Below are 11,955 nucleotides of genomic sequence, written 5' to 3'. Positions count from 1 at the left end.
CCTGGGTCTCCTAGTGGAAGAAGTGCCGGGTGCCGGTCAGGTACATGGTGACCCCGGCCGCCTTGGCCGCCGCGACGACCTCCTCGTCGCGGACCGAGCCGCCGGGCTGCACGACCGCGCGCACCCCGGCCCCGGTGAGGATCTCCAGGCCGTCGGGGAAGGGGAAGAACGCGTCGCTGGCCGCGACCGACCCCGCCACCCGGTCCCCGGCCCGGGACACCGCCAGGCGCGCGGAGTCGACCCGGTTGACCTGGCCCATGCCGACGCCGACGGTGGCTCCGTCGGTGGCGAGCAGGATGGCGTTGGACTTGACCGCGCGCACCGCGCGCCAGGCGAAGACCAGGTCGGCCAGGGTCGCCTCGTCGGCGGGGTCGCCGGTGGCCAGGGTCCAGTTCGCCGGGTCGTCCCCCGGGGCGTCGATGCGGTCGACCGACTGGGCGAGCAGGCCGCCGCTGATCTGCCGGGTCTCCACCGCGGGGCCGACGGCCGCCCCCACCTTGAGCAGGCGGATGTTCTTCTTGCGGGTGAGGATGTCCAGGGCGGCGGGCTCGAACCCGGGGGCCGCCACGACCTCGGTGAAGATCTCCGAGATCTGCGCGGCCAGCTCCTCGCCCACCGGGCGGTTGGTGGCGATGACCCCGCCGAACGCCGACACCGGGTCGGCGGCGTGCGCCTTGCGGTGGGCCTCGGCGTTGTCGGCGCCCACGGCGATGCCGCACGGGTTGGCGTGCTTGATGATGGCGACGCAGGGGTCGTCGAAGTCGTGGGCGGCGCGCACGGCGGCGTCGGTGTCCACGTAGTTGTTGAAGGACATGGCCTTGCCGTGCAGCTGCTCGGCGCCGGCCAGGCCGTGCGCGGGCACGCCCGCCGGGACGTACAGTGCGGCGTCCTGGTGCGGGTTCTCGCCGTAGCGCAGGACGGCCTTGCGGGTGTGGACGGCGGCCCGGAAGTCCGGCCAGGAGGTCTGGGCGGCCTCGGCGTCGGGGGCGTAGGTGTCGGAGAACCACCCGGCGACGGCCGCGTCGTAGGCGGCGGTGTGCTGGAACGCCAGCCCGGCCAGGCGCTTGCGCTGCTCCAGGGTGAACCCGCCGCCGCGTGCCGCCTCCAGGACGGAGCCGTAGGACGCGGGGTCGACGACGACCGCGACGCTGGAGTGGTTCTTGGCGGAGGCGCGCACCATCGCGGGGCCGCCGATGTCGATCTGCTCGACGCACTCCGCCTCGGAGGCGCCCGAGGCGACGGTCTCGCGGAACGGGTACAGGTTGACCACGACCAGGTCGAAGGGGGCGATGCCCAGCTCCTGGATCTGGGACACGTGGTCGGGGTTGTTCTGGTCGGCGAGGAGTCCGGCGTGCACGGACGGGTGGAGGGTCTTGACGCGGCCGCCCATGATCTCGGGGAAGCCGGTGACGTCCTCGACCCGGGTGACCGGGACGCCCGCGTCGCGCAGCCGCGCCGCGGTGGAGCCGGTGGAGACGATCTCCACCCCGGCCGCGGCCAGGCCCGCGCCCAGCCCCTCCAGGCCGGTCTTGTCGTACACGCTGATCAACGCACGCCGGATGGCCTGCTGGGTCACCGGTCCTCCTTCGGTTCGGTCGCCTCCGCGACGCTCTGCTCGGTGCGGTCGGCCCGGCCGAACCGCACCTTCCTGCCGTCGATGGTCCAGCCCTCGCGGGACAGGCGGCCGACCGTGTCGACCAGCATGCGCCGCTCCACGGCCTTGATGCGCTCGTGGAGGCCGGACTCGTCATCGTCGTCCTCGACGGGGACCGCCACCTGGTCGATGATCGGCCCGGAGTCGACGCCCTCGTCGAGGAAGTGGATGGTGGTGCCGGTGACTCGGACACCGTGGGCGAGCGCGTCACGCACCGCGTGAGCGCCGGGGAAGGAGGGGAGGAGCGCCGGGTGGATGTTCACGGCGGTGTAGCGGCCGACGACCTCGGGCCCGAGGATGCGCATGAATCCGGCGGAGACGACCAGGTCGGGGGCGTGCTCCCCGATGCGTTCGGCGAGGTCGGCGTTCCAGCGGGCGCGGTCGGTGTAGTCGCGGAAGGGGACGGTGAACACGGGCACGCCGGCCTCGCGGGCCAGTGCGATGCCCCGGGTCCCCTCGCGGTCGGCCCCGACGGCGACGATCTCGGCCCCGTAGGCCGGGTCCTTCGCCGCGTCCAGGAGGGCGGCCATGTTGCTGCCCGTGCCCGATATGAGTACCACCACTCGCGCGGACAATGCTTCTCCCATGTACTAGAGAACGGTGCGGGAGTCCTCTCCCGTACTCCGGGGGCACCGGGGGACGGCGCAGCATCCGGAAAACGCGTACGCCCGGTACAGATCCCGGGCCTGGGCCGTGCGAGGGCCCGTCCGCAGGACCACCCTATCGGGCCGGGTAGCGTCGGACCCACGAGAGGTGACCTTGGGGGCGGCGTGTGACGCGGACCTCCGACCGGCCCCGACCGGCCCGGAAGTCGTCGGCGGCCGGTAGCCTCCGCTTCAAGGCGCAGTGTGACGCGGGCCCCCGCCGGGGGTGCCGCTCGAATGGAGTGGAACCTTGACCGACAATCGCCCGGAGCCGCGTTCCGAGGACGACCGCCCCCGCGTCGAGCGCGGCGGGCTGTGGGGCCTGTTCTTCGGGGTGGCCGGGTTGTTCCTGCCGCCCTACGGCGGGGTGCTGTCCGCGTTCGGCCTGGTCCAGGGCATCCAGGCGCGGCGGGCCGCCCGGCGCAACAGCTCCGAGGCCCCGATGGCGCTGGCGAGCGTGGCGGTGGGCGTGGCGGGGATCGTGGTGTCCGTCGCGATGATCGCGGTCTCGGTGGTCTTCAACGAGCAGCTGATCCAGTACCGGGACTGCTCGGCACGGGCGCACACGGTGTCCACCCAGAAGGCGTGCGAGGAGGAGTGGATCTCCGGCACCGAGCTGCCCTCGTGGGTGACCGGCGCCTGAGCGCGGCATAGCGGTACGGCGGTACCGAACGTCCCTGAGGGGGCGGTGGGCAGGGGCCCGCCGCCCCCTCCGGCGTTCTTTCCGGTCGCTTTTCCCTGGGGAAACGGACCTTTCCCCAACCTGCGCGCACGACCCAAGGGATTACACTTAGTATCCAATCGTTCACTAAAAGTGCTGTCAGGTAGACACGGAAAGGTCTCGATGGACACCGTCGTCCCCGGATCCCCCGGACCGGAACTCAAGGAGTACACCGCCCTGCTCCGCCGCCGCTGGCGGATGGTGGCCGCCGGGGTGGCGGGCGGTGCGGCCCTGGCGCTGGCCGGCGTGCTCGCGGTCCCCGCCTCCTACACCTCCACGGCCGCCGTCCAGGTGCTGCCGACCGGGATGGCGGAGTTCACCGGGGAGAAGTCCGGCCGCCTGGCGGGCGATGTGAACCTCGACACGGAGGCGCAGGTCCTGCGCTCGGAGGAGGTGTCCGCCGCGGCCGCCGCGCTGGTCGCCGAGGCCACCGGCTCCCCCGCCACCGCCGACGGCCTGCGCGAGAACGTCGACGTCACCGTCCCCCCCAACAGCAACGTGCTGGAGATCCACTACACCGCTGGCTCCCCCGAGGCCGCCCGCGCCGGTGCCGCCGCCTACTCCGAGGCCTACCTCGACCGGCGGGCGGAGCGGGTGGACGGCCTCATCGGCGCCCACCTGGAGGCGCTGGGCGGCGAGCGCGAACGCCTGGAGGAGGAGCTGGACCGGGTGATCGGGGCGTCGGGGGCCGCCGACCCCCGCGCCGAGGCGGTGCGCCAGGACATCACCTCCGTGAGCGGCAGCGTCGCCCCGCTGGCCGCGCTGCGCGAGACCGTCGAGCCCGGGCGGACCATCATCCCGGCGGACCTGCCCGAGCGCGCCTCCTCCCCCAACCCCCCGCTGTGGCTGGCCGCGGGCACCGCCCTGGGCCTGCTGGCCGGGCTGGGCGCCGCCGTGCTCCGCGACCGCACCGACCGCCGCCTGCACGACGTCGAGGAGACCGAGCGCCTGGGCGGCCTGCCGGTCCTGCTCGACCTGTCCGCGTGCCGCCCCGAGCGGGGCGGGCGCACCCCCGGGCTACTGGGCGAGGACCGCACCGGGGGCCAGCGGGTCCAGTCGCTGGTCCACCTGATCCGCGCCCGCTCCGCCGGGGACGCCGGCCGGACCCCGCCCGCCGGGGACGGCCCGGCCGCGGGTGAGGAGGGCCCGCGCGCGGGCCGCGTGCTCGTGGTCGCCGCCACCACGCCCGGCCGGGCCGGCACCGCCGCGGCCGTGAACGTCGCGGCGGCCCTGGCCCGGACGGGCTCGGAGACGCTGCTGGTGTGCGCCGACCCGCGGTCGGACACCGTGGGCGAACTGCTCGGCCTGCCCGAGGGCCCCGGTCTGGCCGAGGCGCTGGTGGACGGCGAGGACCCGGCCGGGCTGGAGGTGCGCCCCGAGGCCGCGCCGCGGCTGCGGGTGCTGCGGCACGGGCGGCCGGGGGCGGCCGCGCCGGTGCAGGACACCGCGATGGCGGACCTGCTGGGGCTGCTGCGGGAGCAGGCCGAGCACGTGGTGGTCGCGGTCCCGCCGCCGAGCGAGCGCGCCGACGTCCACGCCGTGGCCGGGGCCGCCGACCTCCTGCTGCCCGTCGTCGAGCTGGACCGCACCCCGCGCGCCGAGCTGGCCGAGCTGACGGCCGCCGCCGAACGCTTCTCCGTGGACGCCCCGGGCGTGATCGTGCTGCCCCGCCAGCCGCTGCCGGGCCCGCCGCCCGAGGCGGCCCCCGCGGCCGGGGCCCCGGCCGCCGGCCGGGACGGCACCGAACGGTCCGCGTCCGGGATCGTCCGGGTGAGCGAGACCCCCTCGGCCCCCGACCCCGAGGCTCCGGAGGAGGAGCCCGAGGACGAGGAGACCGTGGTCGTGCCCGCCGACTCCGCCGGGGCCCGGCGCTGATGGCCCGCGTCCACCCGGCGGCCGGACCCCGCACGGTCGTGCCCGCCCCCCTCGCCCGGGGGCCGCGGGCCGTGACCGGGCGCCCGCTGCTGTGGCTGCTGGCCGGGTACCCGCTGTGGTGGGCCCTGGGCCTGGGCCAGTTCGCCTACTGGGTGTTCGCCGTCCCGATGGCCCTGGAACTGATGCGCCGCCACCGGACCGTCGGCCTGCGCGTCCCCCCGGCGTTCTGGCTGTGGGCGCTGTTCCTGGTGTGGTCGGTGCTGGGCCTGGCCCTGGTGCCGCTGGACATGCCGGGCGCGGTCCCGGGCAGCGGCGGCTACGGCGGGGCCGTGCTGCGAGTGGCCAACTACGCGGTGCTGACGGTGCTGCTGCTGTACGTCGGCAACCTCACCGAGCGCGAGCTGCCCACCCGCGCGGTGGTGGCGGCGCTCGGCGCGCTGGGCCTGGCCACGATCGCGGGTGGGTACCTGGGGATGCTGGCGCCCCGGTTCGAGTTCACCGCCCCGCTGGAGTTCCTGTTGCCCGGCGGGCTGGCCTCCGACCCCTTCATGCGGACCCTGATCCACCCGGCGTCCGCCCAGGTCATGGACATCTTCGGCTACGACTCGGCGCGCCCCAAGGCGCCGTGGGAGTACACCAACGTGTGGGGGTACATGATCTCCCTGCTGCTGGTGTGGTCCGCGGTGCTCCTGATCGACCGCCGGAGCACACCGCTGTGGGTGCGCTGGACGCTGCCCGTGGCCGTGGTGCTCTCGGTGGTGCCGATCGTGTACTCGCTCAACCGGGCGCTGTGGGCGGGGCTGGCGCTGTCGCTGCTCTACGCCGGGTTCGTCGCGCTGCGCCGGGGCCGGGTGCTGCCGGTGGCGGCCTGCGCGCTGGTGGCGGTGCTGGCCCTGGGGGTGCTGGCGCTGTCGCCCCTGGCCGACGTGGTGCGGGCGCGGGCCGACGCCCCGCACAGCGACGACGGCCGGGCCGCGACGAACGCGGCCTCGGTGGCCGCGGCCGACCTGTCCCCCGTGCTGGGCTGGGGCACCACCCGGGAGACCCTGGGCAGCTCCGACTCCATCGCGATCGGCCCCTCGCCCGACTGCCCCGGCTGCGGGCAGCACGTGATCGGCAACGCGGGCCAGCTGTGGATGACGCTGATCGCGAGCGGCTGGGTGGGCACGGCCCTGTTCCTCGGCTTCTTCGCGGCGGTGGCCTGGCGGTACCGGTCCGCGGTGACGGTCGCGGGCCAGGCCGCCCTGCTCACCGTGCTGCTGCTGTTCTGGTACATGTTCTTCTACGTCGCGCTCATGTCTCCGCTGGCCGTGACCATGGTGGCCGTCGCCCTGCTGTGGCGGGACGAGGAGCCCCTGCTCCGCCGCGGGACCGCGCGCACGGGCGGGGGTCCCGATGAACGGTGAGACGACCTATCTGACCGACCTCGCGGCCGTGCTGTGGCCGTGCGGCGGGCTGCTCGGCCACGGCGACGGCACCGCGCGCGGCCGGGGCCGCGGCAACCAGTACCTGCCGGTGCCCAACGCCTACGACCCGCGGGTGATCCTGCCCGCCCACAACCGGTCGGCGGCCACCCGGGGCATCGCGTCCTTCTCACAGGGGCACTCCCTGCGGGAGCGGCTGCGCCGGCTGGTACTGACCGGCGCGTTCGCCACCGGGGTCGCCCCGCTGCTGCTGCGCGACCGCCTGTACGTGGGCGCCGGGCCGGGCATCGAGCACGCGCTGGCCGCCGCGCTGGACCGCGAGCTGGCCATCGCCATCCACGTGGGGCCGCCGCGGGCCAACCGCAAGCCCGTACTGCTGCTGCTCACCCCGGGCGGGCGCACCATCGGCTACGCGAAGGTCGCCGTCAACGACCTGACCGGACGGCTGGTGGTCGCCGAGGCGCGGGCGCTGCGCCTGCTCGCCGACTCCCGGCTGCGCGACGTCACCGTGCCCCGCCTGATGTACCAGGGCGAGTGGAACGGCCGCCCGCTGCTGGTGCAGGAGGCCCTGCCGGTCGGCGACCAGACCGACCGGCCCACCCGCCGCCAGCTCCTGCGCTGCGTCACCCAGATCACCTCGCTGGTGGAGGTGCGGCGGCGGCGCCTGTCGGAGAGCGCCTACCGGCGCTCCCTGGAGGAGCGGATCGCCGCCCTGGGCGCCCGCCCGGAGGCGGGGCCGCTGATGTCGGCGCTGTACGGCCTGCCCGACGTGGTGCTGCCCTTCGGGGCCTGGCACGGCGACCTGACCCGGTGGAACATCGCCGGGACCGCGCGGCGGTCGTTCGTGTGGGACTGGGAACGGCTGTCGCTGGACGCGCCCGCCGGGTTCGACGCCCTGCACTACGACCTGAACGAGTGCGTGCAGGCCGGGGTGCACCCCGGCGTGCACCGGTGGCTGGAGAGCGGGGCCCGGCTGCTGCGCGACCCCCTGATGACCGAGCTCGGACTGGCCCCGCACACCGTGTCCACGGTGATGTCCCTGTACCTGATCGACCTGGCCACCCGCTACCTGCACGACCGCCAGGACGAGACCGGCGTCCACCTGGCCGCGGTGGACGACTGGCTGCTTCCCGCCCTGGAGGGACTCCAGGAGCGGGCGGCGCACGAGGCCGCCCGGGCGGGGGGCTGAGGCGGCCGCCGCTCCGGCCGCCCTCCGCCCCGCGCTTGTCCCTACCCGACCGATCCCGGAAACGACGAGGTACGTGATGCCGAAGCGCACCGCACCCCTGACCAGACGACTGGCCGCTCCGGTCCGGCGGGCGGTCCTACCGCTCGCCGACGCCTGGGGGGCGGTCACCGCGCCCGCCCGGGCCCTGCCCGACTTCCTCGTCTGCGGAGCGCAGCGCAGCGGGACGACGTCGCTGTACAAGTCCCTGTGCCAGAACCCGGCGGCCACCGGCCCCGTGCTGCGCAAGGGGGTGCACTACTTCGACACCGGCTACCACCGCGGGGCGTCCTGGTACCGGGCGCACTTCCCGCTGCGGATGTCCCTGCGGGGGCGGCCGCCGGTGCGGGCGTTCGAGTCCAGCCCCTACTACCTGTTCCACCCGCTGGCGGCCGAGAGGATCGCCCGCGACCTGCCGTGGGTCCGGGTGGTGGTGATCCTGCGCGACCCGGTGGAGCGGGCCTACTCGGCGCACGCGCACGAGACGGCGCGCGGGTACGAGACCGAGCCGTTCGCGCGGGCGGTGGATCTGGAGGAGTCCCGCCTGGCCGGCGAGGAGGAGAAGCTGGCCGCCGACCCGGCGTACGTCTCCCACTCCCACCAGCACCACGGGTACATCGCCCGCGGCCGCTACGCGGACCAGCTGGAGCGGATGGAGAAGCACCTGGGCCGGGACCGGATGTACGTGGCGGACTACGCCGACCTGTTCGACGGGACCACCCGCGAGCTGCGGCTGATCGAGGACTTCCTGGGGCTGCCGCCGGGTCCGGACCGGGTGCCGGGCCGGCACAACGCGCGCGAGCGGACGGGAATGCCCGCGGGGCTGCGCGCGGAGCTGGCGGCCCGGTTCGCCGAGAGCGACCGGCGGCTGGCCCGGTGGTGGGGGCGGACCCCGTCGTGGTGCGCATGACCGAGCTGGCCGAGCGGAGCGACCCGGGGCTGCGCCGCGTCCTGCGCGGCGGCCTGGTGAACATGGCGGGCGCGGTGGTGGGGGCCGGGCTGAACCTGGCCCTGATCGTGGCGGTCACGCGGGCGTTCACCCAGGAGGCGGCGGGGCTGCTGTTCTCCGCGACGTCGGTGTTCCTCATCGCGGCGGCGGTGGCCAACGTCGGGGCGCCCGACGGACTGGTGTACTTCATCGCCCGGCTCCGGGTGCTGGGCCGCCCGGGGGCGGTGCCGCGGCTGGTGCGGCTGGCGACGGTCCCGGCCGTGCTGGCGGCGTGCGCGGCGGCGGTGCTGATGGCGGCGTTCGCCGGGCCGATGGCGGACGCCCTGGGGACCGACGACGCGGCGGTGTACCTGCGGCTGCTGGCGGTGTTCCTGCCGTTCGCGGTGCTGCTGGACACGGCGCTGGCGGCGACCCGGGCGCACCACACGATGACGGCGACGGCGGTGCTCGACAAGGTGGGCCGGCCGCTGGCGCAGCTGGGCCTGGTGGCGGCCATCGCGCTGTCGGGGTCGGCGGGCGCCCTGGCGCTGGCGTGGGCGGGTCCGTACCTGCCGGCGGCGGTGCTGGCGTGGTTCTGGCTGGGCCGGATCCTGCGGCGGGGGGCGCCGAACGGGTCCGGCGCGGAGGGCGCGCGGGCGCCCGACCCGGTGTCGCCGGCCGAGTTCTGGTCGTTCTCGCTGCCGCGGGCGGTGGCGGGCGTGGCCCAGATGGGGGTGCAGCGCGGGGGCGTGGTGCTGACGGCGCTGCTGGGCGGCCTGACGGGGGCCGCGGTGTTCACCGCGGCCACCCGGGTGATGGTGGTCGGGCAGTTCGGAGCGCAGACGGTGCTGTCCGCCGCGCAGCCGCGGTTCGCCGAGCAGCTGGCCACCGGGGACCACGACGGGGTGCGCGCGCTGTACGCGGCGGGGACCTCGTGGCTGATGTGCCTGACGTGGCCGCTGTATCTGACGGCGCTGGTGTTCGCCCCCGAGGTGATGGGCGTGTTCGGCGAGGGGTACGCGGCGGGGGCGACGGCCCTGGCCGTGGTCTGCGTCGGGCAGTTGGCGGCGTCGCTGCTGGGGATGGGCGACCTCATCCTCACGATGGCGGGCCGCACGGGGGTGAACCTGTTCAACAACCTGCTGGCGCTGGCGGTGAGCGTGGCGGGCTGCCTGCTGCTGGTGCCGGCGGCGGGGGCGACGGGGGGCGCGCTGGCGCTGGTGGCGGCGGTGCTGGTGCGCAAGGGGCTGCCGCTGTGGCAGCTGCGGGGGCACGTGGTGCTGCGGCCGCTGGGGCGGCCCGTGCTGGTGGCGGCGGGAGGGTGCCTGCTGTGGTTCGGGGGGCTGCCCCTGGCGGCGGAGCACCTGTTCGGCGGGGTCGCCGCGCCGGCGGCGGCCGTGGCCGCGGGTGTGCTCGGACACCTGGCGACCGTGTGGGCGTGCCGCGGGCTCCTCGGGCTGCGAAACTGACCGACCAATACTCTCGGTTATGGGATGATGACTCCATGTCTTCGCGACCGGTTCTCCTGGTGGCCTCCAACGGAGGGCACCTCGCCCAGCTGTGCGCGCTCCGCCCCTGGTGGGAGGGGCGTGAGCGGGCCTGGGTGACCTTCCGGACCCCGGACGCCGAGTCCGCGCTGGCGGGTGAACGCGTTCACTGGGCGTATCACCCGACCACCCGCAACGCGGGCAACCTGCTGCGCAACACGGGGCTCGCGTCCCGTGTCCTGCGCGCCGAGCGGCCGACCGTCGTGGTGTCGACAGGGGCGGGGGTGGCCCTGCCGTTCTTCGCCCTGGGGCGGCTGTGCCGCGTCCCGACCGTCTACATCGAGGTCTACGACCGGATCGACACCCCGACGCTCACCGCCCGGCTGTGCCGTCCCTTCACACGGCTGTCCCTCGCCCAGTGGGAGGAGCAGCGCGCCTTCATGCCGACCGCCATCACGGTAGGACCGCTCCTGTGACCGAACAGACCACCCGACCCGCGCCCCGGCCCGACGGCAGCGACCACCCGGACATCGTGGTGAGCGTCGGGACCGACCACCACGCCTTCGACCGGCTCGTGCGCTGGATCGACGACTACGCCCGGACCCACCGGGACCTGCGGATCCTGGTGCAGCACGGGCACAGCGCGCAGCCGCTGGCGGCGTCGGGGACGCCGTTCCTGCCGGGGGACGACCTGGGGGAGCTGATGCGCGCCGCGCGGGTGGTGGTCACCCACGGGGGGCCGGGGACGATCGTGCAGGCGCGCCGGGCGGGGCACCTGCCGGTGGTGGTGCCGCGCGACCCGGAGCTGGGCGAGCACGTGGACGACCACCAGCTGCTGTTCGTGTCCCGGCTGGAGGAGGCCGGACGCGTGCGCGCCTGCTCCAGCCCCCAGCAGCTCTACGCCCTGCTGGACAAGGCGCTGTCCTCCCCGGACGACTTCCGCGTCGGCCCCCAGGACGACGAGGGCGCGGTCCGCTCCGCACTGCGCGCGGGGGCCCTCATCGACCTGGTCGCCCCCGGGGCCCGGACGCCGGACCCGCGGCCACGCCCGGAGTCCGAGGAGGTCACGGACTGGCCCGAGGTCACCGTCGTCGTCCCCACCCGCGACCGGCCCGAGCTCCTGCGCCGCACCCTGCGGGCGATCTCCGAACAGGACTACCCCGGCACCATCACCACGATCGTGGTCTACGACAACGACCAGCCCGACCCCTCCCTGGCCCGCGCCGAGGGGAACCGGCCGGTCCGGGTGGTGACCAACACCCTGACCCCGGGCCTGGCGGGGGCGCGGAACACCGGCGTCCTCGCGGCGCACACGGACCTGGTGGCCTTCTGCGACGACGACGACACCTGGCTGCCGGGCAAGCTGCGCGCCCAGGTCCGGGTCATGCTCCAGGAGCCGGGGACGGACCTGGTGTGCTGCGGCATCACCGTGGTCTACGACAGGGTCGAGGCGGTGCGGACGCTGGACCGCACCAGTGTCACCTTCGGCGACCTGCTGGGATCGCGGCTGACCGAGCTGCACCCGTCGACGTTCCTCATCCGCCGCCGGGCGATGATCGACGGCTGCGGGACCGTGAGCGAGGAGATCCCCGGCAGCTACGCCGAGGACTACGAGCTGCTGCTGCGCCTGGCCCGCCGCGGGCCCATCCGCAACATCCCCGAGACCGGCGTGCGCGTCCTGTGGCACCGCCGCTCGCACTTCTCCGGCCGCTGGCAGACCATCGCCACCGCGCTGCGCTGGCTGCTGGAGCGCTACCCGGAGTTCCGCCTGGTCCCCCGCGGCCACGCCCGCGTCGCCGGGCAGATCGCCTTCGCCGAGGCCGCCGCCGGACGCCGCCGCGCCGCCCTGCGCTGGATCGGCACGACCCTGCGCGCCCGCCCCGCGGAGGCCCGGGCCCTCCTGGCGTTCCTGGTGGTGCTGGGCGTCCCGCCGGGCTGGATCATGCGCGCCCTGCACCTGCGCGGCAAGGGTCTGTGACCCGGCGCCGCTCCGGGCC

General features: G+C 75.3%; 10 protein-coding genes. 8 read left to right on the top strand and 2 right to left on the bottom strand.

Annotated elements, in window-relative coordinates:
• Positions 1-10: 10 nt before the first annotated feature.
• Together purH and purN are read right to left on the bottom strand one after the other, a co-directional pair.
• The gene (gene purH, locus ABZ249_RS02605) at positions 11-1,576 is read right to left on the bottom strand and encodes a bifunctional phosphoribosylaminoimidazolecarboxamide formyltransferase/IMP cyclohydrolase (protein ID WP_355256268.1); all 1,566 of its coding nucleotides are present in this window, start codon (positions 1,574-1,576) and stop codon (positions 11-13) included.
• Positions 1,573-2,217 (bottom strand): phosphoribosylglycinamide formyltransferase, encoded by a 645-nt coding sequence (gene purN, locus ABZ249_RS02600; protein WP_355256265.1) that lies wholly within the window; start codon positions 2,215-2,217, stop codon positions 1,573-1,575. The genes purH and purN overlap by 4 nt, the downstream gene beginning before the upstream one ends.
• 331 nt (positions 2,218-2,548) lie before the next feature.
• Here purN and ABZ249_RS02595 point away from each other — a divergent pair, with 331 nt between their 5' ends.
• The 8 genes from ABZ249_RS02595 to ABZ249_RS02560 all read left to right on the top strand — a co-directional run bounded on the left by ABZ249_RS02595 (position 2,549) and on the right by ABZ249_RS02560 (position 11,936).
• Positions 2,549-2,941: a DUF4190 domain-containing protein gene (locus ABZ249_RS02595; protein ID WP_220564881.1), complete on the top strand. Its 393-nt coding sequence runs from the start codon at positions 2,549-2,551 to the stop codon at positions 2,939-2,941.
• Between the two features lie 201 nt (positions 2,942-3,142).
• On the top strand, positions 3,143-4,894 hold the full coding sequence (locus tag ABZ249_RS02590) for a chain length determinant family protein (protein ID WP_355256262.1): 1,752 nt from the start codon (positions 3,143-3,145) through the stop codon (positions 4,892-4,894).
• Complete coding sequence (locus tag ABZ249_RS02585; protein WP_355256259.1) at positions 4,894-6,300, top strand: ligase; 1,407 nt, start codon at positions 4,894-4,896, stop codon at positions 6,298-6,300. The genes ABZ249_RS02590 and ABZ249_RS02585 overlap by 1 nt, the downstream gene beginning before the upstream one ends.
• Positions 6,290-7,507 (top strand): aminoglycoside phosphotransferase, encoded by a 1,218-nt coding sequence (locus ABZ249_RS02580; RefSeq protein ID WP_355256256.1) that lies wholly within the window; start codon positions 6,290-6,292, stop codon positions 7,505-7,507. Before ABZ249_RS02585 ends, ABZ249_RS02580 begins: the two co-directional genes overlap by 11 nt.
• Before the next feature lie 76 nt (positions 7,508-7,583).
• Positions 7,584-8,453: a sulfotransferase domain-containing protein gene (locus tag ABZ249_RS02575; RefSeq protein ID WP_355256253.1), complete on the top strand. Its 870-nt coding sequence runs from the start codon at positions 7,584-7,586 to the stop codon at positions 8,451-8,453.
• Positions 8,450-9,940, top strand: a complete 1,491-nt coding sequence (locus ABZ249_RS02570; RefSeq protein ID WP_355257076.1) for a polysaccharide biosynthesis C-terminal domain-containing protein — start codon at positions 8,450-8,452, stop codon at positions 9,938-9,940. The genes ABZ249_RS02575 and ABZ249_RS02570 overlap by 4 nt, the downstream gene beginning before the upstream one ends.
• A 35-nt stretch (positions 9,941-9,975) precedes the next feature.
• Positions 9,976-10,434: a UDP-N-acetylglucosamine--LPS N-acetylglucosamine transferase gene (locus ABZ249_RS02565; protein ID WP_355256250.1), complete on the top strand. Its 459-nt coding sequence runs from the start codon at positions 9,976-9,978 to the stop codon at positions 10,432-10,434.
• A complete protein-coding gene (locus ABZ249_RS02560) occupies positions 10,431-11,936 on the top strand; it encodes a glycosyltransferase (protein ID WP_355256247.1) in 1,506 nt (501 codons plus the stop codon). The genes ABZ249_RS02565 and ABZ249_RS02560 overlap by 4 nt, the downstream gene beginning before the upstream one ends.
• Positions 11,937-11,955: the final 19 nt, after the last annotated feature.

The sequence above is a fragment of the Nocardiopsis sp. NPDC006139 genome, assembly GCF_040614155.1.
Taxonomy (GTDB): domain Bacteria; phylum Actinomycetota; class Actinomycetes; order Streptosporangiales; family Streptosporangiaceae; genus Nocardiopsis; species Nocardiopsis changdeensis.
This window is presented reverse-complemented; position numbering and strand designations above follow the sequence as displayed.